The 24,857-nt window shown below is 61.1% G+C and carries 27 protein-coding genes; 6 read left to right on the forward strand and 21 right to left on the reverse strand.

Features of this window, described 5'->3' with window-relative positions; genetic code table 11:
* Positions 1-5 precede the first annotated feature (5 nt).
* The 4 genes from ABTV29_RS10865 to ABTV29_RS10880 all read right to left on the reverse strand — a co-directional run bounded on the left by ABTV29_RS10865 (position 6) and on the right by ABTV29_RS10880 (position 3,407).
* Positions 6-272 carry an LEPR-XLL domain-containing protein gene (locus tag ABTV29_RS10865; protein ID WP_433770060.1) on the reverse strand — a complete coding sequence of 89 codons (267 nt, stop codon included), beginning with the start codon at positions 270-272 and terminating at the stop codon, positions 6-8.
* Between the two features lie 158 nt (positions 273-430).
* Positions 431-1,930: a transglycosylase SLT domain-containing protein gene (locus ABTV29_RS10870; RefSeq protein WP_433770061.1), complete on the reverse strand. Its 1,500-nt coding sequence runs from the start codon at positions 1,928-1,930 to the stop codon at positions 431-433.
* A 261-nt stretch (positions 1,931-2,191) separates the two neighbouring features.
* Positions 2,192-2,497, reverse strand: coding sequence for an NIPSNAP family protein (locus tag ABTV29_RS10875; RefSeq protein ID WP_433770062.1), 306 nt, complete (start codon positions 2,495-2,497; stop codon positions 2,192-2,194).
* Between the two features lie 19 nt (positions 2,498-2,516).
* A complete protein-coding gene (locus tag ABTV29_RS10880) occupies positions 2,517-3,407 on the reverse strand; it encodes an AraC family transcriptional regulator (RefSeq protein ID WP_433770063.1) in 891 nt (296 codons plus the stop codon).
* A gap of 150 nt (positions 3,408-3,557) precedes the next feature.
* On the opposite strand from ABTV29_RS10880, the gene ABTV29_RS10885 reads away from it, so the two are divergent.
* Positions 3,558-4,277 (forward strand): cysteine hydrolase family protein, encoded by a 720-nt coding sequence (locus tag ABTV29_RS10885; protein WP_433770064.1) that lies wholly within the window; start codon positions 3,558-3,560, stop codon positions 4,275-4,277.
* Positions 4,278-4,339: 62 nt separating this feature from the next.
* On the forward strand, positions 4,340-4,612 hold the full coding sequence (locus tag ABTV29_RS10890; RefSeq protein WP_433770066.1) for a DUF2798 domain-containing protein: 273 nt from the start codon (positions 4,340-4,342) through the stop codon (positions 4,610-4,612).
* On the opposite strand, the gene ABTV29_RS10895 is transcribed toward ABTV29_RS10890, so the two are convergent.
* The gene (locus ABTV29_RS10895) at positions 4,533-5,474 is read right to left on the reverse strand and encodes a LysR family transcriptional regulator (RefSeq protein WP_433770068.1); all 942 of its coding nucleotides are present in this window, start codon (positions 5,472-5,474) and stop codon (positions 4,533-4,535) included. The two genes, ABTV29_RS10890 and ABTV29_RS10895, sit on opposite strands and share 80 nt — an antisense overlap.
* 130 nt (positions 5,475-5,604) lie before the next feature.
* On the opposite strand from ABTV29_RS10895, the gene ABTV29_RS10900 reads away from it, so the two are divergent.
* Complete coding sequence (locus ABTV29_RS10900) at positions 5,605-6,435, forward strand: oxidoreductase (protein WP_433770070.1); 831 nt, start codon at positions 5,605-5,607, stop codon at positions 6,433-6,435.
* A gap of 808 nt (positions 6,436-7,243) precedes the next feature.
* Here the strand turns inward: ABTV29_RS10900 and ABTV29_RS10905 are convergent.
* The 3 genes from ABTV29_RS10905 to ABTV29_RS10915 form a co-directional block, all read right to left on the reverse strand.
* A complete protein-coding gene (locus ABTV29_RS10905; protein ID WP_433770072.1) occupies positions 7,244-7,879 on the reverse strand; it encodes a phage infection protein in 636 nt (211 codons plus the stop codon).
* A gap of 185 nt (positions 7,880-8,064) precedes the next feature.
* Positions 8,065-8,466, reverse strand: a complete 402-nt coding sequence (locus tag ABTV29_RS10910; protein WP_433770074.1) for a cupin domain-containing protein — start codon at positions 8,464-8,466, stop codon at positions 8,065-8,067.
* 49 nt (positions 8,467-8,515) lie between these two features.
* Positions 8,516-9,265, reverse strand: coding sequence for an SDR family oxidoreductase (locus tag ABTV29_RS10915; protein WP_433770076.1), 750 nt, complete (start codon positions 9,263-9,265; stop codon positions 8,516-8,518).
* A gap of 245 nt (positions 9,266-9,510) precedes the next feature.
* On the opposite strand from ABTV29_RS10915, the gene ABTV29_RS10920 reads away from it, so the two are divergent.
* Positions 9,511-9,897: a c-type cytochrome gene (locus ABTV29_RS10920; protein ID WP_433770078.1), complete on the forward strand. Its 387-nt coding sequence runs from the start codon at positions 9,511-9,513 to the stop codon at positions 9,895-9,897.
* 147 nt (positions 9,898-10,044) lie between these two features.
* Here the strand turns inward: ABTV29_RS10920 and ABTV29_RS10925 are convergent, their stop codons facing one another.
* The 6 genes from ABTV29_RS10925 to ABTV29_RS10950 all read right to left on the reverse strand — a co-directional run bounded on the left by ABTV29_RS10925 (position 10,045) and on the right by ABTV29_RS10950 (position 15,843).
* Complete coding sequence (locus tag ABTV29_RS10925) at positions 10,045-10,929, reverse strand: ChaN family lipoprotein (protein WP_433770080.1); 885 nt, start codon at positions 10,927-10,929, stop codon at positions 10,045-10,047.
* A gap of 56 nt (positions 10,930-10,985) precedes the next feature.
* Positions 10,986-11,753, reverse strand: a complete 768-nt coding sequence (locus ABTV29_RS10930) for a heme ABC transporter ATP-binding protein (RefSeq protein ID WP_433770082.1) — start codon at positions 11,751-11,753, stop codon at positions 10,986-10,988.
* Positions 11,753-12,736 carry a FecCD family ABC transporter permease gene (locus tag ABTV29_RS10935; protein ID WP_433771831.1) on the reverse strand — a complete coding sequence of 328 codons (984 nt, stop codon included), beginning with the start codon at positions 12,734-12,736 and terminating at the stop codon, positions 11,753-11,755. Before ABTV29_RS10935 ends, ABTV29_RS10930 begins: the two co-directional genes overlap by 1 nt.
* A 324-nt stretch (positions 12,737-13,060) precedes the next feature.
* Entirely contained in the window at positions 13,061-14,503 is a 1,443-nt protein-coding gene (locus ABTV29_RS10940; protein ID WP_433770084.1) for a catalase, read from the reverse strand.
* Positions 14,504-14,674: 171 nt separating this feature from the next.
* Complete coding sequence (locus ABTV29_RS10945; RefSeq protein WP_433770086.1) at positions 14,675-15,049, reverse strand: response regulator transcription factor; 375 nt, start codon at positions 15,047-15,049, stop codon at positions 14,675-14,677.
* A gap of 263 nt (positions 15,050-15,312) precedes the next feature.
* A complete protein-coding gene (locus ABTV29_RS10950) occupies positions 15,313-15,843 on the reverse strand; it encodes a hypothetical protein (protein WP_433770087.1) in 531 nt (176 codons plus the stop codon).
* A gap of 301 nt (positions 15,844-16,144) precedes the next feature.
* Here ABTV29_RS10950 and ABTV29_RS10955 point away from each other — a divergent pair, with 301 nt between their 5' ends.
* Entirely contained in the window at positions 16,145-17,581 is a 1,437-nt protein-coding gene (locus tag ABTV29_RS10955) for a mechanosensitive ion channel domain-containing protein (protein WP_433770089.1), read from the forward strand.
* Between the two features lie 108 nt (positions 17,582-17,689).
* Here ABTV29_RS10955 and ABTV29_RS10960 read toward each other — a convergent pair whose 3' ends face one another.
* Together ABTV29_RS10960 and ABTV29_RS10965 are read right to left on the reverse strand one after the other, a co-directional pair.
* Positions 17,690-18,400, reverse strand: a complete 711-nt coding sequence (locus ABTV29_RS10960; protein ID WP_433770091.1) for an AraC family transcriptional regulator — start codon at positions 18,398-18,400, stop codon at positions 17,690-17,692.
* Between the two features lie 47 nt (positions 18,401-18,447).
* The gene (locus tag ABTV29_RS10965) at positions 18,448-19,824 is read right to left on the reverse strand and encodes an ATP-binding protein (RefSeq protein ID WP_433770092.1); all 1,377 of its coding nucleotides are present in this window, start codon (positions 19,822-19,824) and stop codon (positions 18,448-18,450) included.
* Between ABTV29_RS10965 and ABTV29_RS10970 the strand changes: the two genes are divergently transcribed.
* Complete coding sequence (locus tag ABTV29_RS10970) at positions 19,814-20,023, forward strand: hypothetical protein (RefSeq protein WP_433770094.1); 210 nt, start codon at positions 19,814-19,816, stop codon at positions 20,021-20,023. The genes ABTV29_RS10965 and ABTV29_RS10970 overlap by 11 nt on opposite strands.
* Before the next feature lie 112 nt (positions 20,024-20,135).
* On the opposite strand, the gene ABTV29_RS10975 is transcribed toward ABTV29_RS10970, so the two are convergent.
* The 5 genes from ABTV29_RS10975 to ABTV29_RS10995 form a co-directional block, all read right to left on the reverse strand.
* Positions 20,136-20,396, reverse strand: a complete 261-nt coding sequence (locus tag ABTV29_RS10975) for a transmembrane sensor/regulator PpyR (protein WP_433770096.1) — start codon at positions 20,394-20,396, stop codon at positions 20,136-20,138.
* A gap of 93 nt (positions 20,397-20,489) precedes the next feature.
* Positions 20,490-21,692, reverse strand: a complete 1,203-nt coding sequence (locus tag ABTV29_RS10980; protein ID WP_433770098.1) for an NAD(P)/FAD-dependent oxidoreductase — start codon at positions 21,690-21,692, stop codon at positions 20,490-20,492.
* A 243-nt stretch (positions 21,693-21,935) separates the two neighbouring features.
* On the reverse strand, positions 21,936-22,301 hold the full coding sequence (locus tag ABTV29_RS10985) for a response regulator transcription factor (RefSeq protein WP_433770100.1): 366 nt from the start codon (positions 22,299-22,301) through the stop codon (positions 21,936-21,938).
* 98 nt (positions 22,302-22,399) lie between these two features.
* Positions 22,400-23,053: a response regulator transcription factor gene (locus ABTV29_RS10990; RefSeq protein ID WP_433770102.1), complete on the reverse strand. Its 654-nt coding sequence runs from the start codon at positions 23,051-23,053 to the stop codon at positions 22,400-22,402.
* Between the two features lie 146 nt (positions 23,054-23,199).
* Positions 23,200-24,780, reverse strand: coding sequence for a sensor histidine kinase (locus ABTV29_RS10995; protein WP_433770104.1), 1,581 nt, complete (start codon positions 24,778-24,780; stop codon positions 23,200-23,202).
* Positions 24,781-24,857: the final 77 nt, after the last annotated feature.

The following is a 24,857-nucleotide window of genomic DNA, read 5'->3' on the forward strand; positions in this document are numbered from 1 at the left end:
GTTGCTCACGGTTTTCGATGCGACTGTCGATCACCAGCAGGCTGCGCGCGGCCGAGGGGGCCTGTTCGGTGGCGGATCGGCCTTCGGTCGGAGTGGCGGGTGTGGCAGCCGGGGTCCGTGGCCGGGTGGGCGGCCTCGGCGGGGTCACTGTGATGCTGGTCGGCAGCCGCCGAAGCGGCGGCGCCGTCGAACAGAATCCGTGGCTCCAACGCCAGCGCCTGGCGTTGTGGCCGCAAGTGGAGACCTGAATTAAGACGTGGCGTTACTGGCATAGTGGAAGTCCCCTCAACCTGCCTGCTCGTTGAAACAATCCCTTGTACAAAAAGCCCACTATTGGACACGTTTAGCGTAGATCGAACTTTAGACTTATCCAGACACAAAGCCGCTGTTTAAACGGGTTTTAGACCTTCGGCGCGCAAGCCACTGGCCATCACTGAGCAGGTTTGGTCGCTCCCAAAGCGTTTTTTTCTTCTACAAGCTTGTAGGCAACGTAGTACTTGTAGATGTTGCCGACGTAATCCACGGTCTCCCGCCCGACCACTTGTGCGGCCGCTTGCTCAACATTACCAAACCAGACATTTTTGTCCAGATTGGACTTTTCTGCCAAAGCGCGAAATTTGCGCAGGTTGCCGGGGCCGGCGTTATAGGCGGCGAAGGTCATCAGGGTTTTGTTCATTTCGTTCAATTGCGGGTCGTTCAGATACTTGTCTGCGAGCAGGCGCATGTACTTGCTGCCGGCCTCGATGTTTTTGTCGGCACTCTTGTCGATGCCGGTGATGGCCACCGTTGGATCCTTGGCGGTGGTTGGCAGCAATTGCATGACGCCCACCGCACCTCGCGGGCTGCGGGCCTTTTGATCCAGTTGCGACTCCTGGAACCCCTGGGCCATGAGCATCAGGTGATCGAAGCCGTAGGTGCTGGCGTGGCGGTTGAAGATCTCCACCATTTCCTTGAATTTCTTCATTTCCTCTTCGGACGTGGCGTTCAGCACCCGCTTGCTGCTGTTGGTGACGTATTTTGTTCGCAGACTGTTACCGAACGTGGTGCCGACCTTGTGGGTTTTGACGAAGGCCGACAGCTGGCTTTTGAACTGCGGGCTGTCCTTGCGAATCGCCCAGGCGAACTCCGAGTTGTCGTGCACGGCAATCTTTTCGTGAATCTGCATATCGGTGTACAGCGGCGCCCAGATCTTCGCGATGTAGCGATCCACTACCGTGGCCTTGAGCAACCCGGCATTGACCATTTGCAGCAGGTCTTCGGATTCCAGGTTTTCGTCGGCGGCCTTGAGGTCGATGGGCGCCAGGCCCTTTTCCTTGAACGAGGCATTCAACGCCTTGAGATGTTCGTAGTAACTGCTGGAGGCCCGCACGGTGATTTCCAGGCCCGCCAGGTCCTCCAGTTTTTCCACCGCTTTGCTGCCAGGGGCAGTCACCAGGATTTCCGGGATGTTCACCGCGAACGGGTCGGCGAAATCCACCTCCTTGAGGCGTGCCTCGGTCACGGTCAGCCCGCCGGCGGCGATGTCGCCGACGCCCTTGATCAGTTGCGGCATCAACTGGTCACGCGGGGTGGGGATGAACATGACCCGCCATTGCATGGATTTTTTCCCGTAGGGCTGGGTCTTGTTCAGCCAGGCTTCCAGGCCCTTGCCCAACTCGTAGCTCAGCCCTCGCTGGCGACCGCGATCGAGCTCGAAAAAAGTCTTGCTGTAGGGCACCAGCACCCGGACCAGGCGGCGCTCGCGCATGCCTTCGAAGTCCCCGACCCAGTCCGGCAGAACGGGCAGCACCATTTTTTGCACTTCGGCTTCTTCGGCCGGCGTCAGTTCGACGGCAGGCAGGTCGGGTTGGGTCTGCGCCAGTGCCGTGTTCAGGCAGCACAGGGTCAGCAGCAGGGTCAATGCGCGAAAACGGCTCCACGGGATGTTCATGTTCACTCACCAGGCAGGGCAGGGAGATCGGGAGGACGGGGCACATTGCAGTATGGCCAATGGCTGGCCATTCGCAGGGTCGAAAGGTGTTGAAGGGGAAAATTTTGCCGAGGCCGCCTTGATGTACCCAAATCCCTGTGGGAGCGAGCCTGCTCGCGATAGCGGTTTATCAATCAACATTCATGTCGACTGACCCACCGCTATCGCGAGCAGGCTCGCTCCCACAATTGGAATGTTGTCAGGCGCAGGCTGCGCTTTTGATCAGCCGAAGACCGGCCGGAAGAAGCTGCGTTCATAGCTGAGAATGCAGCGGGTTTCTTGTGCGTACTTGAACGCCGCGATGCACTCCGGATCGTTCATCGACTGTTGCCGGTAAGTCTCGTAATCCGCCAGGCTTGGAAAGGTGAACATCGCCAGGGCGATGTTGTTGGCGCCCTCGGACGGCAGGAAGTAGCCGTGATGCTGGCCGCCGAATTTTTCCACCAGGGGAATCCACAGTTTGCCGTAATGCTCGAACTCGTCGAGCTTGTAGGGATCGAGCACATATTTGAGGTAGCAAGTGACCATCTGTTTCTCTCCGACAGGGTTAAGGGGTGGTTGATTCGTCCGGCAAGTCACACTGCACGCGAGCGCTGACCAAGGGTGCATCTTCACCACTGGCATCGCGCTTGAGCCATTCGGCCGGTGGGCAGCCCACCACGTTGAGGAAGGTCCGGGAGAACGACGCCTGCGAGCTGTAGCCCACCGACGCCGCGATCACCTTGATCTGCACCCCTTCACGCAACAGGTCCTGGGCCAGTTTCATGCGCCAGGCGGTGACGTAGCCCATGGGTGAAATCTCCATGATCCGGGTGAAGCACGCCGAGAACTTCGAACGGGACATGTTCGCCAGTTGAGCCAGTTTCTCCACGGTCCAGAGCGCTTCCGGCTCCTGGTGAATCCGGCTGAACATCGTCGCCAGGCGCCCGTCTTGCAGGGCATAAAGCAGGCCGCTGGCGATCTTGCCTTCCATCACCGAGCGCCGCACCAGCCGGACGAAGAGGTATTCGAGCAGCAGGTTCAGCGCCTTGATCCGGCCGGGGGCCTGGTCCTGGAATTCGTCGATCAGGGTGCCGATCAAGGGGGCGAGGTTTTCCAGGGCGTGGATGGGAAACACCAGGGTTTCCTTGAGCCCCAGGGGGAAGGGTTGCAGCGAGTTGCGACCGAACCGGAACGAAGCGCAGATCAGTTCGGCCCCGCCGGCGGAGCTGGAGCGCAGCTGGTAGCGGCAACTGCTGGGACAGAACAGCACGCTGGGCTCGGTGATCGAAATCTTCGGCAGGCCCGGCTGCACCATGTCGATACCGCCGCGACTGATCACATGGATAAACGCCATGCCCGGCGGCTTGTCGAGCACCAGCGTGCCGTCCATGGGGCCGGCGAAGAACAGCCGGCCCTGCAGGTGCGTGCGTTCGAAGAATTCGGAAAGGATATCCATGTTGGAGACGCCCGGGTAAAGACTCTGTACGTCCTGGCAAAAGCGCAGCAGGGCACGGCCGTAGGATGCAGTTCTCGCCGATGGTAACCAACGCCCCTTGCGGGTGCCATGGCAGAGCGATTTTCTTTCCCTGCACCGGAGTCCACTGCAATGAGCAACGATTCGAATCGCACCGCCCCCCAGTACGCCGATCCGGCCGAGCCCGCGCTGCCGGACCCGGGCATGAAGCTCGACCTGTCCCGTGCCGCGCTGGTGGTCATTGACCCGCAGATCGACTTCCTCAGCCCCGAAGGCGTGAGCTGGAGCGTGTTCGGCAAGAGCATTGTCGAGCACGATGTGGTCAACCACCTGGGCCAATTGTTTGCCGCGGCCAAAGGAGCCGGCATCACCGTCGCCGTTTCACCGCACTACTACTATCCGTGCGATCACGAATGGCATTTCGGCGGGCCGCTGGAGAAGGTCATGCACAGCATCTGCATGTTCGATCGCAAGGGCCCGCTGACCCTCGATGGCTTCGAAAACTCCGGCGCCGACTTCATGCCCGAGTTCAAGCCGTACATCCTCGACGGCAAGACCATCATCGCCTCGCCGCACAAGGTCTATGGCCCGGAAACCAATGACCTGGCCCTGCAACTGCGCAAGAAAGGCGTGTCGCAGATCATCCTGGCGGGCATGGCGGCGAACCTGTGTGTCGAATCGCACTTGCGTGAGTTGCTGGAGCAGGGCTTCGAAGTGGCCGTGGTCCGTGATGCTACCGCCGGCCCGACCACCCCGGAAGGCGATGGCTACCTGGCGGCGCTGATCAACTACCGCTACATCGCCAATGCCCTGTGGACCACGGCGCAGACCCTGGACTATCTCAAGGCCTGACCCACCGCCTGGCGGCGCACCGTTGCACAGGGCATCGCCAGGCGTATTTCGAGGTTCGCAACATGACCAGATTTCCTACACGCTACCGCGCGCATGTCACGGGTGTAATCCAGTCGGCCATCACCTGCGCCATAGCCGCGGTGATCGCCAGTCCGTCCGGCCTGTCACCCAATGCATTGCTGGTGTATTGGTTCAAGGCCTGGTTGCTGGCCTGGGCCACCCTCATTCCCTTCGTGTTGCTGGCAACGCCGCTGATCAAGCGCCTGGCCGCCTTGCTGGTGGAGGATGATCCTGGCGCGGTTGCGACTCGCGATCAGTGCGGGCGAACTCAATAAAGGCCTTGAGCGTCGCCGGCACATGGCGACGACTCGGGTAATACAGGTGCAGTCCGGGGTAGTAGGGGCACCAGTCGCCCAGCACTTGTATCAGGCTGCCGTCGGCCACCTGGGCCTTGACCATGTCTTCGAAGATGTAGGCGATGCCCACACCCTGCAACGCCGGGCCGACCATCAGGCTGACGTCGCCCAGGGTCAGCGGGCCGTCGACTTCGATTTCCTGGGCAATCCCGCCGCGCTCGAATTCCCAGCGGTATAGCGTGCCACTGGGGAAGCGATGACGGATGCACGGCAGGCCATGGAGGTCCTCGGGTTTCTGCGGGGTGGGGTGCTGTTCGAAGAAGGCTGGAGACGCGACGACCACCGAGCGCATGTACGTGCCGATGGGCATCGAAACCATGTCCGCCTCCAGACGGGCGCCGAAGCGCACGCCGGCGTGAAACCCTTGCGACACCACATCCACCAGTCCGTCGTCGGAAACGATCTCCAGCGTCACATCCGGGTAGGCCGCCAGAAACCGCGCGGCCAGGGGCAGCAACACCAGTTCGGCAGCCTGGCGGCCGGCGGTGATTCTCAAGTTGCCCGAAGGCTTGTCGCGGAAACTGTTGAGGTCTTCGAGGGCGTCGTCGATGTCGCGAAACGCAGGCCGCAATCGGCTGAACAGACGCTCTCCGGCCTCGGTCAGGCCGACACTGCGAGTGGTGCGGTTGAACAGCCGTACGCCCAGCCGGTTCTCCAGGGTGCGCACCGAATGGCTGAGCGCCGAAGGCGTGACCCCCAGTTCCACCGCCGCGCGGCTGAAATTCAGGTGATGGGCGACGCACAGGAAGATCGAGAGGTCCGCCGCGGAGGGTGCTTTCATTTGTGAATACCTTTCACAAAGCCATGCAAAATTGTTGGGATTATCACATCAGTAGTGGAGTTTTAAAGTTGCGTCAACTCATCAAGAAGACCCGGCAATAACGCTCGGGTCGCTGACAGGAGGAGTTGATATGCGTACTTGGCTCATTACTGGCGCTTCCCGTGGTTTTGGCACTCTGATCGCAGAACATGCTCTGCGTGCCGGCGACGCGGTGATTGCAACGGCTCGCAAACCCGAAGAAGTCATCGCCAAACTGGGCGATCATCCCAACCTGCTGGCCGTGCGACTGGACGTGACCCGCGAAGAGGAAGCCCACCAGGCGGTCGCGGAAGGCATCAAGCGTTTCGGTCGCATCGACGTGCTGATCAACAATGCCGGCTTCGGCGTGTTGGGGGCGGTGGAAGAGACCAGCGCCAGCGAGACTGAGCGTCTGTTCGCCACCAACGTCTTCGGCGTGCTCAACGTGACCCGCGCGGTGCTGCCGCACATGCGTCGCCAGCGTTCCGGGCATGTGATCAATATTTCTTCCATCGGTGGCTACCAGGCCTACATGGGCTGGGGTGTCTACGGTTCCACCAAGTTTGCGGTGGAAGGCATCACCGAGGCGCTGCATCAGGAACTGGCGCCACTGGGGATCCACGCCACGGTGGTGGAACCGGGCTTCTTCCGCACCGACTTCCTCGACGAGCAATCGCTGGTGAAGACCGCGCTGGAACTGCCGGACTACGACCAGACGGTCGGCGCCATGCGCAAGCACGCCGAAGCCGCCAACCACGCCCAGCCGGGCGATCCGGTGAAATTTGCCGAGGCCATGCTGGCCCTGGTCAATGCACCCAAGCCACCGCAACGCCTGGCACTGGGCAGCGACACCATCGCGCGCATCGAAGCGAAAAACCGCTTCGTCGCCGAGGAACTGGCCGAGTGGAATGAGCTGGCGCTGTCGACTGATTTCAAGGACTGATAGCCGGCCCAACAAAAAATCCGGAGCCCTGCGAAGGGCTCCGGATTTTCTATTTCCTCTGTGGGAGCGAGCCTGCTCGCGATGGGGCCGTGTCAGTCAGCATTGATGTCGACTGCCACACCGCTTTCGCGGGCAAGCCCGCTCCCACAGGTTTTTGCGTGGTTTGAAGAATTGTGGGCGACACAAAAACTGTGGGAGCGTGGCTTGCCCGCGATGGCGGCCTTATGGCCGACCTAATTTTGCGGATGTACACCCTTCAACTGTAGGAGCGAGCCTGCTCGCGATGAACGCAAGGACACTGCGGGGCATCAGGCCTCCGGCGTTATCGTTGACGTCTATCGCGAGCAGGCTCGCTCCCACGGGTTTTTGCGTGGTTTAAAGAATTGTGGGCGACACAAAAAACTGTGGGAGCGTGGCTTGCCCGCGATGGCGGCCTTATGGCCGACCTGATTTTGCGGATGTACACCCTTCAACTGTAGGAGCGAGCCTGCTCGCGATGAACGCAAGGACACTGCGGGGCATCAGGCCTCCAGCGTTATCGTTGACGTCCATCGCGAGCAGGCTCGCTCCCACGGGTTTTTGCGTGGATTGAAGGATGGTGGGCGACACAAAAACTGTGGGAGCGTGGCTTGCCCGCGATGGCGGCCTTATGGCCGACCTGATTTCGCGGATGTACACCCTTCAACTGTAGGAGCGAGCCTGCTCGCGATGAACGCAAGGACACTGCGGGGCATCAGGCCTCCAGCGTTATCGTTGACGTCCATCGCGAGCAGGCTCGCTCCTACAGGGGGTGGGGCTGTCCCGGATTTCAGCGGCATTCCAGGCAGAAGTAGGGCATGACATCGGAGCTGGCGTCATAGCCGTTGCTGCCGTCGGCGTAATGGTTTTGCTGCAAGCGGTCCGAGCCGCCTTCCGCCACGCGGGTGCCGCGCATCGAGTTGTAGCCGGCGGCGACGTTGTTTTGCTTCAGGTGGTCGGAACCATCCGATGCCAGTTGACGCTCTCTCAATCGATCGGCACCGCCTTCCGCCAGTTGACGCTCCTTGAGCCGGTCAGCACCGCCTTCGGCCAATTGGCGCTCCTTCAAACGGTCAGCACCACCCTCGGCCACCTGATTCCGCTTGAGCTGACGCTCTCTCAATCGATCGGCACCGCCTTCCACCAGTTGACGCTCCTTGAGTCGGTCAGCACCGCCTTCGGCCAACTGACGTTCCTTCAAACGATCCGCACCACCCTCAGCCACTCGATTCTGCTTGAGGCGATCCGCTCCACCTTCGGCCAGTTGCCTGCCTTTGGTGGTGTCGGCACCGCTTTCGGCCGCGTTGTGCAGGGCCGTGTCGGCACCGGCGGTTCCCGCACCGGCTTCGGCCGCCTGGGTGTTCGCTGCGATAAAACCGAGGGTTGAAAAAAGGGCAATTCCTAATGCAAGACGTGGGGTGTTCATCATGTTCACCTGGTAAGTCACGGGAGTGTTCAAGCAACAATCGGGCAGGCATGAATGCCGGCTGTCGCAGCCCTGACATTCGAAGCCTGCATCTTAATTGGCTGAAAAATCCCGTCACTTATGCGTAGGTTGCCCAGTGGAACACCCAGGTATTAACCAGCGATACCCAAGTATGGCGGCGCGGTTCAGTTGGCCGGCAGGACGGGCGGCTTGTTCTGGTCCTTCAACAGAAACACCACGAACTTGGCCGGTTTGTCCTTGCTGGCGTTGCGGCCCACGGTGTGGATGTCTTGGGGACCTTCGTGAAAGCTTTGCCCCGGCGTCAGGGTGATTTCCTTGCCACCCTTGACCCCCATCACGATGGTGCCTTCCAGCACATAGACGAAGCCATGGGCGTCGTGCCGGTGAACCGGGTCGGCACCACCCGGTGGATACTCGACGGTGAGGATCATCACTTCCTTGCCGGGGTAGTCGGGCAGTGCCGTGACCGACACTTCCTTGACATCCGGGGGCGGCGCCTCGGCGGCCAGGATCGGGGCAGCGGTGATTGACAGTGCAAACAGGGCGAGAAAGGCGGGGGTTCGCATGGGACGCTCCTCATGGAAATGCAGGACAGTAGCCAGCGCGTGAAGAGGGCTAGGCGCCGGTGCTCTTGAGCCATTGATCGAAGTGAATCTTGCCGAGGATGGGGTTGGCCCCGGGCGTCAGCGACTGGTCGTTGATGACCGCACCGTAGTACCCGGCGCTGTCGTCGGTGATCACCTGGCGTTGATCCTTGGTGTGTTGCAGGTAGGTCCTGGCGAATTCCACCAGGGGTTGCTTGTCGGGGCCGGCCAGTTCGACGATGTTGCCCGTGGGCGCGGCCACGGCAATGTTTGCCAGCACCGCCGCGACATCGGCCGAGGCCACCGGTTGCAGGGCCGCTGAAGTCAGGCGCGCGGTGTCGCCTTGCATGCTGTATTGGACAATCGCGCCGATGAACTCGAAGAACTGCGTGGCGCGCACGATTGTGAAAGGTACGCCGGCTTTTTTGATCAAATCCTCCTGAGCCATTTTCGCGCGGAAGTAACCGCTTTCGAGCATCCGTTCCGTGCCCACCACCGAGAGTGCGATGTGATGCCTGACCCCGGCAGCCTTCTCGGCGACCGCCAGGTTTTGCCCGGATTTCTCAAAGAACTCCAATACGGCGGCGTCTTCGAAAGAGGGGGAGTTGGCAACGTCCACGACCACCTCGGCACCTTGCAAGGCGGCCTGCAATCCTTCCCCGGTGACGGCGTTGACGCCCGATCTCGGCGAGGCTGACAGCACGTCGTGACCGGCTTCGCGCAACAGCTTGCACAGTTGGGTTCCGATCAGCCCCGTACCGCCGATGACGACGATTTTCATGGGTGTTCCTCCTGTTGCGGGTGTGCTGCGGCACAACTCATGCCACGCACCGGGTGAGTCGGTGCGCCTTGCGCAAACGGCGCTCTGATAGGCCAGTCTAGGCCTGCGCCGGTGGGGCGCTCACCGGCGGGATGGACGGTCTACTTTGGCGTTGCGCGTCTGAAAAGCTTCGGCTGGGCGGCCCGGTCATGATCAAATGGCGGCCATTTTTTTTGCCGCAGGCACTGCCTGATCTGGAGCTTTCGATGAACAAAGCGGCCGTGATGACCTTGATACTGTGCGCGGGCCTGTTCGCTGCGCCAGCGAACGCGCAGGGGGATGCCGAGGCGGGCGGGAAACTGTTCAAGCGGTTTTGCAGCGGCTGCCATCAGATTGGCGAATCGGCGCGGGCCTTTTTCGGCCCGCAGCTCAACGGTGTCATCGGGCGTACCGCCGCGAGCACCACCGATTACCAGTACTCCGACGCCATGAAATCCTCCGGCATCGTCTGGACCCGGGAGAAACTGGCGGCGTACATCGAAGCGCCCAAGACGGTGGTGCCGGGGACGCGGATGATTTTCTGGGGGGTGAGCGATCCTGAAAAGATTGATGATCTGTTGGCGTACCTGCAGACCTTTTCAGCTCCTGATTGACTGTGGTGCCCGTGGAGCCGCCATCGCGAGCAGGCTCGCTCCCACATTTGATCTGCGTCGTTCACATATTCCGAGTACACCGAAGAACCCATGTGGAAGCGAGCCTGCTCGCGATGGCGATAGTGGCCTCATCCTGTATTTCACCTGCTAACGACGCAACCCCGCGCAATGATCCTGCGCCGGTTGCGCCGCCGTAAACCACACGTAATCCGCGTTTTCGGCCGTCACCGTTCTGCCCGCTTCAGCCAGGATAAGCACCGCATTGCCCTGGCCAGCCCCGAGGTCTTCGAGGTGCAGCGGCACGCCAAGATCCTTGCGCACATGGAACGCCCCGGCCAGCAGCAAGGCCGGCGTCGGTGCCGCCAGCAGGCGCTCGGCCATGCGCCGGTCACGCTGCTGCTGCACGGCGAGCATCGAAGGCATCAGCGTTTCCGGAAGCAAGCCGCAATGGGAGTCGCGAATGTCTTCGAGCAAGGTCGCTTGTACTTGCTCGGTGGTGGAGGCCGTTCCACTGAGGGTCGGGCGCTGCTTGTAGATCTGCATGATCTGCGCCCGATCCAGGTTGGCCGACAGCAGCGGGTAAGGTTGGCGCAGCGCGTAGGTGACCAGCGCACCGTAGACGCCCCAATCCCAATTGGCTTGCCAGGACAGCGCCTGGTACGGGTCGGCCGGCGGTTGACCGGCACGGGTGGCGGCCTGCGCCGCATCGACCCTGGCCTGTTGGTCGGGGTTGAGCATTTCCATCAGCAGGCTACCTTGCGCACGTTGTTTGGCCAGTTCGCGCAGCAGCCACAGTTGCAGTGCATGGTGATCGGGGTTGTCGTGTTGTTCGCCCACCAGCACCCGGGGTGCGATGGCCAGGCGTTCGACCAGTTCCTGCGGCGTCAGGGTGCGGCCGCTGGCCAGTTCGCGAATGACACCCAGTTCGGCATGTTCGCGACCTTCGGGGGCAATGGCCGCAGGCGGCGGGAATGCATCCCTGGATTGGCAGGCCACCAGCAGGCTGAACAGGCAGAGCAGCAGAATACGCATCGGTTTTCCCTATAGGCGATGGCCCTCTCGCGCCGTGCGGTGGGAGAGGGCGAGCATCAGCGCGCGATGATCAAGGGGTGCCCACGTTCCGGGTGGCGATGAATCAGCACCTGCAACCCGTATACCGCCTCCAGTGCTTCGGCGGTCAGGACTTCATCCGGTGGGCCGTAGGCGTGGGGGCGCCCCTCCTGCAACAGTAGCAACTGATCGCAGTAGCGGGCGGCCAGGTTGAGGTCGTGGAGGATCACCAGCACTGCCGCGCCGCGCCCGGCGAAATCGCGCACCGCTTGCAGGATGGTGTGCTGGTGCAGCGGGTCGAGCATCGAGGTCGGTTCGTCCAGCAGCAGGATCTGCCCCTCGGCCCCCGGCCACAACTGCGCCAGTACCCGGGCCAGGTGCACGCGCTGACGCTCGCCGCCGGACAGCGCCAGATAGCTGCGTCCGGCCAGGTGCAGGGCGTCGGCGGCCTTCAAGGCTTCGGCGACGATTTCGGCGTCGCGCGCCCGGCCCGTGGCGTAGGGCAGACGCCCCATGCCCACCACTTCATTGACCGAAAAAGCGAAGTTCAAACTCGAACTCTGGGGCAACACCGCCAGGCGTTTGGCCCGCTCCTGACCGGGCCAGTCGGCGAGTGCGCGTTCGTCGAGGCTGACCGTGCCTTCGCTGGCGGGCAGCTCATCGCACAAGGCACCGAGCAGGGTGCTTTTGCCGGCGCCGTTGGGCCCCAACACCCCAAGGACTTGCCCGGCATGCAGCTGGATGTCGATGTTCGCCAGCACCGTGCGGTTGCTACGACGGACCAGCAAGTTATTGGCCCGCAGCATCAGGTGCGCCCCCGTACCAGCAGATACAAGAAGAAGGGTGCGCCAATGAGCGCGGTGACGATGCCGATCGGCAATTCGGCGGGCGCCAGCAGCAGGCGGGCGACCAGATCGGCCAGCAACAGCAGGCTGGCACCGGCCAGCAGGGATGCCGGCAGCAACACCCGATGATCCGGCCCCACCAGCAGCCGCATCAGGTGCGGCACCACCAGACCGATAAAGCCGATCAGGCCCGCCGCCGCCACGGCGGCACCGACCCCCAGTGCGGTGCAAAGCACCAGCTCAAGCTTGATCCGCTCGACATTGAAGCCCAGATGCCGCGCTTCGGATTCACCCAGCAACATCGCATTGAGCGCCGCCGCGCGACGGGGCAACCACAACGCCACGCCCACCGCCACGATCAGCAATGGCCACAGGCGCGGGTAGCTGGCGCCATTGAGGCTGCCCAGGTTCCAGAAGGTCAGGGTGCGCAGGGTGGCGTCGTCGGCCAGGTAGGTGAACAGGCCGACCCCGGCACCGGCCATGGCGGTCATCGCCACGCCCGCCAGCAGCATGGTGGCGACGTTGGTCTGGCCGTTGCTGCGGCCGAAGCGATACACCACCGCCGTGACGATCAGGCCACCGGCGAAGGCGCACACAGACAACAGATAGGGTTCGATGGCCGGCGACAAACCACCCAGCAGGCTGCCGCTCACTATGGCGATGGCCGCACCCAATGCGGCACCACCGGCCACCCCGACCAGCCCCGGGTCCGCCAGCGGGTTGCGAAACAACCCCTGCATGGCCACGCCGGACAGTGCCAGCACCGAGCCGACCGCAATGCCCAGCAAACTGCGCGGCAGGCGGATCTGGCCAAGGATCAGCTCCGCCTGTTGCGTGTCACTGCCATTCACCGGCAGCCCGAGCAGACGCACACCGGCCAGCAAGGTATCGCCCAAAGGCAGGCTGACCGGCCCCAGCGCCAGTGACAGCCAGAACACCACCAGCAACAACAGGCCCAGGGTAATGAGCATCGGCCGCGGCCGGACGATGGCCGTCATGAGGTACCTGCCGTACCGGCGCTGGCTGGCAGTGATTGGATTCGCATCGGGGAGACTTCCTTGGTCGATCAGACGGCAACGCAACCGTCGCAGCGGCTGATGATGCCATCGACGACTGGCTTGCGCACGCCATCGCTCGATGTGGGAGTGAGCGTGCTTGCGAAAGCGGTGGATCAGTCCCTCTGATGCTGACTGACCTGACGTCATCGCGAGCAGGCTCGCTCCTACAATGGATTGGCGTTTTCCCCGGCGCCTTTGTTGGGTTGGCGATTAGCGGTCGAGGGCAGCCAAGGCCCTGGCAACCCCGGCACCGTAGAACGGATCGGCCAGGGTGCAATGGGTGATGTGCCGCTGCTGCACTTCCTGGGAAACCCCGCTGAGCGAGCGCGCGGTGTTTTCGAACAGGGCCTGTTTCTGTGTGGTCGTCATCAGGCGGAACAGGTTGCCCGGTTGTTCGAAGTGGTCTTCGTCCACGCGATGGTCCCAATGGCCGGCGGCGCCGGATATTTTCAGCGGCGGTTCACGGAAGTCCGGCTGATCGGCCCAGTCGCCCTGGCTGTTGGGCACATACGCCAGCTGGCCGCCGTAGTTGCCGTCCACGCGCATGGCGCCGTCGCGGTGGAAACTGTGCATCGGGCAGCGTGGGGCGTTGACCGGGATCTGGTGATGGTTGACCCCCAGGCGATAGCGCGCGGCATCCCCGTAGGAAAACAGGCGTGCCTGCAACATCCTGTCAGGGGAGAAGCCGATGCCAGGGACCACGTTGGATGGGGAAAACGCCGCCTGCTCGACTTCGGCAAACACGTTCTGCGGGTTGCGGTTGAGTTCGAAGTAACCCACTTCGATCAGCGGGTAGTCGTGATGGGACCAGACCTTGGTCAGGTCGAACGGATTGACCTGGTGATCGTGGGCCTGCTCCTCGGTCATGACCTGGATGTAGAAGGTCCAGCGCGGAAAGTCGCCCGCTTCGATACTGTCGAACAGATCCCGTTGATGGCTCTCCCGATCCCGGCCGATCAGTTCCTGGGACTGCTCATCGCTCAGGTTCTCGATGCCCTGTTGCGACTTGAAGGTGAACTTGACCCAGTGCCGTTCGTTGTTGGCGTTGATCAGGCTAAAGGTGTGGCTGCCAAAGCCGTGCATGTGCCGGTAGCTGCGGGGAATACCGCGCTCGCTCATGACGATGGTCACCTGATGCAGGGCTTCGGGCAGCGACGTCCAGAAATCCCAGTTGCTCTGTGCGCTGCGCATGCCGGTACGCGGGTCGCGTTTGACGGCGTGGTTGAGGTCCGGGAAACGCAACGGATCGCGGAAGAAAAACACCGGGGTGTTGTTGCCCACCAGGTCCCAGTTGCCTTGTTCGGTGTAGAACTTCAGGGCGAAGCCACGGATGTCGCGCTCGGCATCGGCTGCGCCGCGCTCGCCGGCCACGGTGGAGAATCGGGTGAAGATCGGCGTCTGCTTGCCCACTTGCGAGAACAGGCGCGCCTTGGTGTAGCGCGTCACGTCATGGGTCACGGTGAAGGTGCCATAGGCGCCGGAACCCTTGGCGTGCATGCGCCGCTCGGGGATCACTTCGCGGTCGAAGTGGGCGAGTTTTTCCAGAAGCCACACGTCTTGCAGCAAGGCAGGGCCACGGGGGCCGGCGGTCTGGATGTTGAAGTTGTCGACGACGGGTGCGCCGTTGATTGAAGTCAATTTGTCTTTTGCCATGGCACGGTAGTTCCAGGTTGAGGTTTTAGTTTTAGGGAAAGAGCAAGTTGCTGAACTAATAAACTGAATAAGCAAAATGTTATTAGCTTCAAAACTGCGGTGCATCTCTGCGAAGGGTCAGTCAGTGCATGCCTTGGTGCGAAACGGCTAAACCAAAGTGTTAAACAGTGATCAAGTCCGGCGTTGAAGAATCGCTTCGATACACGCCAGCAGTTCCCGTGTGTCGAAAGGCTTGGCGAAATACCCTTCGAGGGGTCTTACCCTGGCGCTGAGCCTGGGCGGCAAACCTGACTTTCCGGTAATGAGCAGCGTGGGAATGTGGGTGTTTCTCGCGGCCAGTCTCTCGCACATCTCCACACCGCCCATGCCGGGCATCTGGATATCGGAAATCAGGCAGTCGGTCTGTTCCGGGGCACTGGATTGAAGAAAGGCAAAGGCACTGTTGTAGGTATTTACTGTGTAACCGTAAGAGCGCAATAAACTGTCCAGTGAGATAAGAATTAGTTCGTCATCATCAACAACTGAAATAATAGGTGCGTTAAACATGTAAAGACCTTGCGTCATTGCGAGTGGCGCTAAGTGGCGCCCGCCATACTTGCAAGATACGCGCTCAGAAAAAGCGGAAAAGTATACTTGGGTATGTTTGATTGGGTTGTTCGTGTTTATGGCGATAGGGATTGTGTAGGAGCTGTCGAGTGCAACGAGGCTGCGATCTTTTGATCTTGTTTATCAAGCAAAGTCAAAAGATCGCAGCCTGCGGCAGCTCCTACACAGCTCCTACACAGCTCCTGCACAGCTTCTGCATGGCGTCATAAGGGTTGTTCGTGGATCAGGTGGTATTCGATCAGCGAGAGAAAGTGCGCGTTGTGCCGCTCGCATTCCTCAAAGAGACGTCGACTGGCGTTGTCCTTGTGGGCAATGGCGCATTCGCAGTAGTCACGCAGCAAGGCGTCGGCGGCCCGCAGCCGGCGTACGCCCCGGGAAATGCCTTTCAGGCAGTCGGCGAAACACCCAGGCTCAGGGATGTCATTGAGCTGAGAGAGCGCCTCGGTCGGTGCATGACCACCCAGGTCGGTGATGGCCGTGGCCAGGAACTCGACATAAGCGCCATTGGCCCGCACCAGGCGATGAAACAGTTGCTGCATCGGCAGGAAGCTGACGTTGCGCAGCTTTTGCTGGCCGCGCTTGAGATGCGCCAGCAGCGTCAGCGCGGTACTCAGGGTATCGCTCAGCGCCTCGACGATCTCGATGCGCTCGGCGGTCGACAGGGAGGTGTGCGCACCATAGCGGCTGATGCGTAACGGATGACTGACGATGTACAGCCGTTTCAATGCGTTCATGAAAACCGTCCCCGGGTCGGCGCAGCGGCGCGATGAGTTGTTTCATTTCAGAGTTTTTCATAACAGGTGCCCAGCGTAAGTCTCCCGGTCCCCGATAACACTCCTACCTCGGGACACTGGCCTAGCACATGGGGTAAGGCTCGCCATACCGGAGTATGAGTGGCTAGCACTGAGGTAGAAGTGCCCTGTGCAATCGGGCGCTTTACAGTGCCAAGACCGTTGAGTGCGCAAGGCGGGGGCGCGCGCCTGCCTTCGAATCGACTCTAATCTGCCGGGTAACAGGGCTGCGGAGAAACCATTCATGTTCACCTTCCTGCAGGCTCACCCGTTGATCTGCGGTGTCATTCTGATCCTGATCGATCTGGCGCTCTGGCAGTTGATAGGCACCGCGCGGCACAACCTGCGCCTGTGCCTGCGCATCGTCATTTTCGTGGCGTTCAGCGCGGTCATGACCGCGGCCGGGATCAGCCCCCTGCAACCGCCGCTGTGGCCGGAAGACGCCATCCTCAACCTGATGGGCACGGTGCTGGGGATCGGCTGGTGGCTGTTCGCGGCCAGGACCCTGACCATCATCCTCGGCTATGGCCTGATGTCCCGTGCCGGGCACAGTGCGCGCCTGCTCTACGACCTGATGGGCGCGGTGATTTTCCTGATCGCCATCGTGGCTGCGGCGGCGTACGTGTTGCAGTTGCCGGTCAAGGGCCTGCTGGCGACGTCCGGGGCGATGGCGATCATTGTCGGCCTGGCGCTGCAAAGCACTTTGAGCGATGTGTTTTCCGGGATCGTGCTCAACACCACCAAGCCGTATCAGCTCAATGACCGGATCTCCATCGATGGCACCTCGGGCACGGTGGTGGAGATCGATTGGCGCACCACCCACCTGATGACCGACATGGGCGGTATCGCGGTGGTGCCCAACTCGGTGGCGGCGAAAGCGCGGATCATCAATTTCAGTCGCCCGGAGGATGTGAACGGCATCAGCGTGACTATTGCCGTGCCCAGCAGCGTGCGCCCGCGACGGGCAATCGATGCCCTGGAAAAAACCTTGCGCGGGACCCGGGCGCTGCTGCAAACGCGCTCGGCCAAGGTCTCGGTCAAAAGCTCGCACCTGGACTACACCGAGTACGAGCTCAAGGGCTTTATCGCTTCGGCCAAGCACAAGAACGAAGTGTGCAACCTGATGTTCGACCTCGCCCATCGGCACCTCGAAGCCGCGGGCGTCACCTGGGGCCAAGGCCAGGAAGAACAGCGCTGGAACCGCCCGCGCCAGTTGCTGGAGGACGTGCGGATCTTCCGTTCGCTCAGTAGCGATGAACGCGATCGTCTGGCCGGTGAAATGAGGCCGGTGGACTACCAGGCTGACGAGGTCATCCTCGCATTCGGCGAAGTGGCCGAGTGCCTGATGATCATCAGTACCGGGGTGGTGTCGGTGGCGATCCACGACGATGAAAAACTGGTGGAAGCGGGGCGCATGGGGCCGGGTGAGGTCCTGGGCGAGGAGGGGATTCTGGCCGATAAACCGTCGCGAGGAGAGTTCCGCAGCATCACCAGCGGACGGCTATTCCGCATCGAAAAAGCCGTGTTCGGCAACCAGCTGGAACACCTGGGCGATTTGAAGTCCGCCTTGAGCCACTTGCAGGACCAGCGCCAGGAAATCCGCGAAACCCTGGTCATGCAAAAGCCGGTGGAGATCAAGCGCAGCGGGCTGTTTCAGTGGTTGTTGCAGCGCAGATTGTAGGAGCGAGCTTGCTCGCGATGGTCGTCAACGATAACGCGGGCAGCCTGGCATCCCGTGGTGTTCAGTCGTCCATCGCGAGCATGCTCGCTCCTACAGGGGGGATGCTCATCAGGTATTGGCCGAGTATTGCGATTGCAACAGCGGACTCCACTGGTCCTGATTGTCCGGACGCCGGTAGTACACCACCATCCGCCGGGCCACCTGCATCGCCAATTCACGTCCGCAATCGGCTTCGACCAGCGCCAGGGCCAGGTCGATGCCGGCGCTGATGCCGGCCGAGGTCCACATCGATCCCTGTTGCACGAAAATCGCCTCACGGTCGAGTTCCATCTGCGGGAACAGGCGCTCGAACATGTCCGCCATCAACCAGTGGGTCGCCACGCGCAGGCCATCGAGCAGGCCGGCCTGGGCCAGCAAAAAGGTGCCGCTGCACACCGACGCCATGCGCCGGGTCTGGGGCGCGGTGACGCGCAGCCATTCCACCAGCGCGACGTTGTCGGCCATGGCCTGACGGATCTGCGGAGAGCCGGGGACGATCACGGTGTCGATTGATTCTTGCGCCAGTTCGCCCAGGTGCCGGGTTTGTACCACCAGGCCCTCGGCGGTGGGGGCGGGCTCGCCGTCCATGCTGGCGGTGTACAGGGTGTAACCCGGCAAGCCAAGCTCCTTCAGGTAATGGTTCGCCGCATAGAAAACCGTCTGGGCTCCGGTGTGGTCCAGCAGACCCATGTTCGGGTAAGCCACGAACACGATGGTGCGCGGTGGTGCCTGTTCAGTCGGGGCGGGTTCGGGACGGCGGCTTACTTCATTGGATGTCACGGCAGGTCTCCATCTTTCCGGTTGGCGGATTCAAGTGTGGAAGCGGGTTATTCATCGAGTTGCAGGGTGGCCAGCGGGATCGCAAACAGAAACTGCGTGCCGACACCCACGGTGCTGGCGACCCAGATGCGACCGCCGTGGAATTCGATGATGGAACGGCAGATCGCCAACCCCATGCCCAGGCCATTCTGTTTGGTGGTGAAAAAGGGGTCGAACAGGGTGGCGAGGATGTCCTGCGCAATGCCGGTGCCACTGTCGGCGACTTCCAGTACGGCTTCGTTGTTTCGCACCGATGTGCTGATGCGCAGGATGCGTGGCCGGTCGTGGATGTCGGCCATGGCCTGGCAGGCATTGATGATCAGGTTGATGATCACCTGCTGCAGTTGCACTCGGTCGGCGTTCACGCAGGCGTCCAGAGCCTGCGCTTGCACGGACAGGCGAACCTGATGGCTGGAGATTTCATGCTGCATCAGGTTCAACGAGTCGCTGACGATATCGTCGAACACTTCCGTCTTGCGCTGCACGTCGCTCTGGCGCGACAGCGCGCGGATGCAGGCGATGACTTCCGATGCCCGGCAGGAGTTCTGAATGATCCGGTCCAGTGATCGGCGTGCTTCGTCCAGGTTCGGCTCGGGACGGTTGATCCAGCGCCGGCAGGACTCACCGCTGGTGATCACCGCCGCCAGCGGCTGGTTGATTTCATGGGCAATGGAGGCGGCCAGTTCGCCCATGGACGTTACACGTGTCACGTGGGCCAGCTTCGCCTGTGAGTGAAACAGCGCCTCTTCGGCCTGCCTGGAAGCAGTGACATCCATCACGGCACCGACGTATTCGATGCGTCCGTCATGGTTGAACAGCGGGTTGGCGATCATGTGCACGTGTTTGATGCGCCCGTCGGGCATGAGCAGGCGATGCTCCACTTCCAGGTGTTTTTCCTGGCGTGTCGCCCGCTCCAGCACGTAGTCGACGACGGACAGGTCGTCGGGGTGGGTGCGGTCCTTGATCATGGCGACGTTGGGCGTGACGTCCGCTGGATATTCGAAGATGCGCGCCGATTCGGCGGACCACGAGAGGGTTTCATCCTTGTCGATGATGAAAGCGATGCTGCCGGTGTGACTGAGTTTTTGCGCGCCCAGGAAGAACGCTTCCTTGCGCCGCAGGCTTTCGGAGGAGCGTTTGCTGCGCAATGCCAACAGCGTGATGGTGGTCAGTGCGACCAGGCAGCGCACGAACGCGGAGATCTGTTTTTCGTCGCGATAGCCGGCATCGGCGATGAAGCTGAAGGTCAAGAAAGCGATGGAAGTGACGGCGACGGTGACGAAGACGGGGACGGAAAAAATACTCGCCGACATGAACACCAGGGTGATGTAGAGCAGTGTCGGGACGACATCGGCGTCCAGTGTCGTGTTGATAATGAAGATCATGCTGCCGACCGCTATGGCGGCTAACCAGGCCATGGCATCCGATGTAAAAAGTTTTTTGCAGCGTTTGATGATAGACATTTGTTCTTCCGGGCTTTTGCTATCTAACGGCAACTCGCGCGGCACTTGTGATGCCGGGCAAACTCTTCATGAGGTTTGTTCTGCAGGTGTTCAGCGCTTCTCAATCTGTGCGGGTGGTTGAAACCAAAGAAAAAACGCCCGCCAGAAAAACGAGTGGCGGGCGCTTGGGAAATGTCCCGGACAGCAAGGAGTAGGCTGGACGGGATTGGGTGTTCAACATAGGTTCAGTTCAATCATCGGGCGAAATCATGCAGATGAGCGGCTGCATCTCTTCGCAGGCGATTGAAGGACTGCAAACGCATGACGTAGCCCAGCTTGATGGCGGTCGGGCCAAGAATCGTCATGGCGTGGGCGGTGATCAGGCCGGGCAACGACAGGTACTGGTCCAGGCCGTAGGCCAGTGTGGCGCCGACGACCAGCGCGACCAGGCCGCCAATCAGCAGGAAGTTGGATAACTTCAGGACCCGAAAGGGACGTTCAAAAAAATCATACATGTCGATCTCCTTTCCAAGCGTCTGCAGGTGCCATGGCCGTGCGCGGCGAACGGGGTTGCCCGGGTGTGGTCCGGGCAACCCCGTGTGGCTGGATCAGGCCACCGGAATCGACGGGTCGGCGGCGGCCAGCGCAGCGGCGCGATCAGCTGCCGGTGGGTAGATCCAAACGGTATTGATCTGGGTCTTGAGGTCCTTGGCCTCCTGCTTGACCAGCTTGAGCTGGCGATCCCAGCCTTCGGTGAACACCGCGCCCCAGGTGCCCAGGTCCAGGCAGGTCACGTACTTGGGTTGGCTGTAGGCCATCGGTTCCACGCCCAGCAGATCGGCGGCGACGTTGTTGCCGGCATAGCGACCCAGGGCAATCGCATGCTGGCAGGACATCGCCGCAAAGTTGCCCAGGTTATCGGTGGCGGCGTAGGCGGTGTCGCCGCTGGCGTAGATGTTGGCGTGACCGCGCACTTTCAGGTTCTGGTCGACATGCAGGCGACCCTGGTGGTCACGGGCGCCTTCTACTTGTTCGGTCAGCGGGCTTGCGCGGAAACCCACGGTCCAGATCACGGTGCTGGCTTCGATGCGCCGGCCATCGGCGAGGGTGACGCCACCGGCATCCACCGAGGCAACGGTGGCATCGACGATCCACTCGATCCCCAGGTGCTCCGACGCTTCGATGATCGATGGGCGAATGCCATCGCCCAGGGTCGCGGCGATCTGCGGGGCGCGGTCGACCACGATGACGCGGATATCGGCGTTTTCACCCAGTACGGCACGCAGGCGCGCCGGCATTTCGGTGGCGGTTTCGATACCGGTGAAACCACCGCCGGCGACGACCACGGTGTTGCGCGAGGCGCTGGCCGGCTGGTCCTTGAGTGCCTTGATGTGGGTTTCCAGTTGCGCGGCCGATTCGATGGTATCGACGTCGAACGCGTGCTCGAGCATGCCTTCGACCGGTGGGCGCATCAGGTGGCTGCCAGCAGCCAGTACCAGGCGGTCGTAGCTCAGTTGGCCCTGGTCGCCAGAGGCTTTGACGTAGCCGACCTGCTTGTTTTTCTCGTCGATCGTTTCGGCCGAACCCTGGACGAATTTAATGCCCACGGCGTTGAACAAATCGTTCAGCGGCGCCTTCATGTTGTGAACGTTCGGCTCATAGAAGCGCGGGCGAATGCGCAGCTCGGCCTGTGGAGCCAGCACGGTGATTTCGACGTCGTTTCGATCGTGCTGGTCCAGCAGGCGGGCAGCACTCAATGCGCTCCAGACACCACCGAAACCGGCACCAATAATCAAAATCTGCTGTTTCATTGTTTGAGCTCCTGAATAACGATCGAGGGCGTGAAAAAGGTATTGCGATAAAAGCTCGACCTCGATGGCCTGTTATTACGTTGTCGTTAAACAACGCCAGGCAGGGTTGGGCTTCAATCTGGACTGAATGTTATTCGTGGGATTGGTCTTTGACACTTCTACATAGGGTCATTCGGAGTATGAGTAGGTATTAGCGGGTTATACCAAGGTGTTAGTTAAAGGCAATTGGCCGGACTAATTGCATCAAAAGAGTGCTGTTTCAATACAGGCAAGCAACTTTTCGGTGGAAAAGGGTTTGGGGAAAAATGCCAGCGGCGCCATGGCGCTGGCGCAAGGCGGGCGCTGTGCGTCAGGGTTTCCGGTGATGAAAATGACAGGAATATGAAGGCCTCTGTTGGACAGTTCTTCATACATCGCAATGCCGTCCATGTCTGGCATTTGAATATCCGAGATCAACAAGAAGGTTTTTGTCGGTCCATCGGAAAAGAGGAACTCGTGGGCCCCGGCATAGGTGCGCACGGTATATCCGCTGGACCGCAATAAACTGTCCAGCGCCATTCTTACGGATTCATCGTTATCAACGACGGAAATGATCGCATCATTGCGCATAGTTGTGTCCTGCCTGGTAGCGGAGAACACTTAGAGGCCGTCCGCCATCATTGCAAGATACGCTGTCCTGAAAAGGCGCACAGTATACGTGGGTATAGTCACCTGGCAGTTGGTTGGGCCGCGATCACTTCGGCCATGCGCACCAGATCGGCAAATGAACGTGCGCCCATCTTGCGCATGGCCTGGCCCCGGTGGATTTTCACGGTGATTTCGCTCAGGCCGATTTCCCCGGCAATCTGCTTGTTCATCAGGCCCGAGGCCGCCAGGGCCATGACGGTTTGCTCCCGCGCGGTCAGTGTCTGGTGGCGGCCACGCAACTCATCGGCATGGCGCTCGGATTCGCGACGCTGTTTGTCGCGGCTGTGGGCGGCGCACACTGCATCGATCAGGTCCTGCTCGCGAAAGGGCTTGGTCAGGAAGTCCACGGCCCCGGCTTTCATCGCCCGCACGGTCATGGCGATGTCGCCGTGACCGGTGATGAACACGATGGGCACGTTGATGCCGGCGGCGGCCAGTTCGTTTTGAAAGTCCAGGCCGCTGCTGCCTTGCAGTCTCACGTCCAGCACCAGGCAACTGACCGTATCGGTGCGTGGGTATTTCATGAATTCGGCAACCGAGCCGAACAGCTCCACCCGCAGGCCGATGGAGCGCAACAGGCTGCCGAGGGATTCACGCAGGGGCGCATCGTCGTCCACGACGAAAACCATGGATTCACCCGGCGTGATTTTGTTGGTGGGGTGTTGTTCGTTCATTGCTTGTTCCCAAGGGGTTGGACGTGCAACCGCCCCGCGCTGTGGTCCTTGCGTAGGGCGCTACATTAAGTGCATGTGCGGCTTGAGGCATTCATACCTGCGGGTATTGGTACAACGCCTTGGTATACCCGTTTCATACCAAGGTATTAGATGGCCGCGGCAAAGCCCGAATCGTTGACGACCCGAATGGGCAGGGCGAACAGAAACGAGCTGCCCTGGCCGGGGGTGCTGGTGGCCCAGATCCGCCCTTCGTGGAAGTCGATGATCGAGCGGCAAATGGACAGGCCCATCCCCAGGCCGTTTTCCTTGGTGGTGAAAAACGGCATGAACAAATGCGGCAGGACTTCGGCCGGGATGCCCGGGCCTCGATCGGCGACTTCCAGCACCACCTCGTTGTCCTGGACCCAGGTGCGGATGCTCAGGGAGCGCTCGTCCGGGGTGATCGCGTCCATGGCCTGGCAGGCATTGATGATCAGGTTGATGATCACCTGCTGCAGTTGCACGCGATCGGCGTTGACCTGGCCGCCGAAGGCGCTCAACTCGATGGTCGGATTGATCTTGTGGTGGGCCAGTTCGTAGCGCACCAGGCTCAGGGTCTCGTTGACGATGTCGTTGAGCGATTCGTTCTGGCGCAGCGGATCGGATTTGCGCGACAACGCCCTGACGCGACGAGTGATTTCGCTGGCGCGATTGGAGCTGCTGATGATCCGCTCCAGTGACTGGCGTGCCTCAACCAGGTTGGGCTCCGGGCGGCTCAGCCAGTTGCGGCAAGCCTCGCCGCTGCTGGTAATGGCGGCCAACGGCTGATTGACTTCATGGGCAATGGACGCCGCCAGCTCCCCCAGGGAGGTCACACGGGATACATGGGCCAATTGGGTCTGGGCCCGGCATAGCGCTTCTTCGGCCAGCTTGCTGGCGGTCACATCGCGCAGCGCGCCAAGGTAGTCGATATAGCCCAGATGACTGTTGAGCGGGGTGGCGGTCATGTGCACATGCTTGATGCGTCCATCGGGCATCAACAGTCGATGCTTGACCTCGATCAGCGGTTCTCGGCGTGCCGCTTTCTCGAAAGCTGCCCGCAACATCTTCACATCCGCAGGGTGGGTCCGCGCCAGGATCATCGACACCGTGGGTTTGACGTCCACCGGGTATTCGTAGATCCGTGCGGACTGTTCCGACCAGGAGAATTGCTCGCGGCCGCTACGAAAGCCCATGCAGCCGGTCTGGCTCAGTTGCTGGGAGCCGGAAAAATAAATCACTCGGTGCTGCAAGCCATCGCAGGTTTTTTTGCTGCGCAGGGCCAGCAGGGCGACCACCGCCAGCAGGCTCAGGTCGCGGAAAAAGTCCGCCGCCCTGTCCCAGCTTTCGAAACCGCCGTGGTAGAGGAACGGCGCCGTCAGCATCAGCATGCCAAGCAGCGCGACGACGATCACCGTGCCGATCGAAAACAGGTTGATCGCCATCAACAGCACCGCAATGCACAAGGCGGCGGTGGGGAAGTCGGCGCGGGTTTCGGTATTGATGATGATCCCGCAGGCCACGATCAGTCCCATCAGCCAGACGAGCATGTTTTCAAAGGGTTTGGGGCTCAAAGCGATCTTGGGGCGGGTTGTCCTTTGGCCGGCGTTGAACAGCATCTTGCTGAAGCTCTCTTTCAAGAATGAAGGCGTCAAAAAGGATTGCGCGCGGCGGGCATGCGCAGGTTTTTCCGTTTTCGAATCGATCATGCGCGCCTCGTCTTTTTCTTTGGGCTGGGCGGTGAATCGCATCGCTATGCTAGGAGCAACGGTTTTCATTCGGTTAG

Origin of the sequence: Pseudomonas putida, from assembly GCF_050989985.1 — a bacterium.
GTDB classification, from domain to species: domain Bacteria; phylum Pseudomonadota; class Gammaproteobacteria; order Pseudomonadales; family Pseudomonadaceae; genus Aquipseudomonas; species Aquipseudomonas putida_AI.

Coding starts and splice junctions, on each gene's coding strand:
- ABTV29_RS10865 (WP_433770060.1), bottom strand. CDS start 272: ATGCCAGTAACGCCACGTCTTAATTCAGGTCTCCACTTGCGGCCACAA.
- ABTV29_RS10950 (WP_433770087.1), bottom strand. CDS start 15,843: ATGAACGCATTGAAACGGCTGTACATCGTCAGTCATCCGTTACGCATC.
- ABTV29_RS10970 (WP_433770094.1), top strand. CDS start 19,814: ATGAAGATCATGCTGCCGACCGCTATGGCGGCTAACCAGGCCATGGCA.
- ABTV29_RS10980 (WP_433770098.1), bottom strand. CDS start 21,692: ATGAAACAGCAGATTTTGATTATTGGTGCCGGTTTCGGTGGTGTCTGG.
- ABTV29_RS10885 (WP_433770064.1), top strand. CDS start 3,558: ATGAGCAACGATTCGAATCGCACCGCCCCCCAGTACGCCGATCCGGCC.
- ABTV29_RS10930 (WP_433770082.1), bottom strand. CDS start 11,753: ATGCTGCGGGCCAATAACTTGCTGGTCCGTCGTAGCAACCGCACGGTG.
- ABTV29_RS10880 (WP_433770063.1), bottom strand. CDS start 3,407: ATGGATATCCTTTCCGAATTCTTCGAACGCACGCACCTGCAGGGCCGG.
- ABTV29_RS10890 (WP_433770066.1), top strand. CDS start 4,340: ATGACCAGATTTCCTACACGCTACCGCGCGCATGTCACGGGTGTAATC.
- ABTV29_RS10965 (WP_433770092.1), bottom strand. CDS start 19,824: ATGATCTTCATTATCAACACGACACTGGACGCCGATGTCGTCCCGACA.
- ABTV29_RS10985 (WP_433770100.1), bottom strand. CDS start 22,301: ATGCGCAATGATGCGATCATTTCCGTCGTTGATAACGATGAATCCGTA.
- ABTV29_RS10975 (WP_433770096.1), bottom strand. CDS start 20,396: ATGTATGATTTTTTTGAACGTCCCTTTCGGGTCCTGAAGTTATCCAAC.
- ABTV29_RS10995 (WP_433770104.1), bottom strand. CDS start 24,780: ATGATCGATTCGAAAACGGAAAAACCTGCGCATGCCCGCCGCGCGCAA.
- ABTV29_RS10945 (WP_433770086.1), bottom strand. CDS start 15,049: ATGTTTAACGCACCTATTATTTCAGTTGTTGATGATGACGAACTAATT.
- ABTV29_RS10920 (WP_433770078.1), top strand. CDS start 9,511: ATGAACAAAGCGGCCGTGATGACCTTGATACTGTGCGCGGGCCTGTTC.
- ABTV29_RS10910 (WP_433770074.1), bottom strand. CDS start 8,466: ATGCGAACCCCCGCCTTTCTCGCCCTGTTTGCACTGTCAATCACCGCT.
- ABTV29_RS10895 (WP_433770068.1), bottom strand. CDS start 5,474: ATGAAAGCACCCTCCGCGGCGGACCTCTCGATCTTCCTGTGCGTCGCC.
- ABTV29_RS10940 (WP_433770084.1), bottom strand. CDS start 14,503: ATGGCAAAAGACAAATTGACTTCAATCAACGGCGCACCCGTCGTCGAC.
- ABTV29_RS10990 (WP_433770102.1), bottom strand. CDS start 23,053: ATGAACGAACAACACCCCACCAACAAAATCACGCCGGGTGAATCCATG.
- ABTV29_RS10915 (WP_433770076.1), bottom strand. CDS start 9,265: ATGAAAATCGTCGTCATCGGCGGTACGGGGCTGATCGGAACCCAACTG.
- ABTV29_RS10875 (WP_433770062.1), bottom strand. CDS start 2,497: ATGGTCACTTGCTACCTCAAATATGTGCTCGATCCCTACAAGCTCGAC.
- ABTV29_RS10905 (WP_433770072.1), bottom strand. CDS start 7,879: ATGAACACCCCACGTCTTGCATTAGGAATTGCCCTTTTTTCAACCCTC.
- ABTV29_RS10900 (WP_433770070.1), top strand. CDS start 5,605: ATGCGTACTTGGCTCATTACTGGCGCTTCCCGTGGTTTTGGCACTCTG.
- ABTV29_RS10870 (WP_433770061.1), bottom strand. CDS start 1,930: ATGAACATCCCGTGGAGCCGTTTTCGCGCATTGACCCTGCTGCTGACC.
- ABTV29_RS10925 (WP_433770080.1), bottom strand. CDS start 10,929: ATGCGTATTCTGCTGCTCTGCCTGTTCAGCCTGCTGGTGGCCTGCCAA.
- ABTV29_RS10955 (WP_433770089.1), top strand. CDS start 16,145: ATGTTCACCTTCCTGCAGGCTCACCCGTTGATCTGCGGTGTCATTCTG.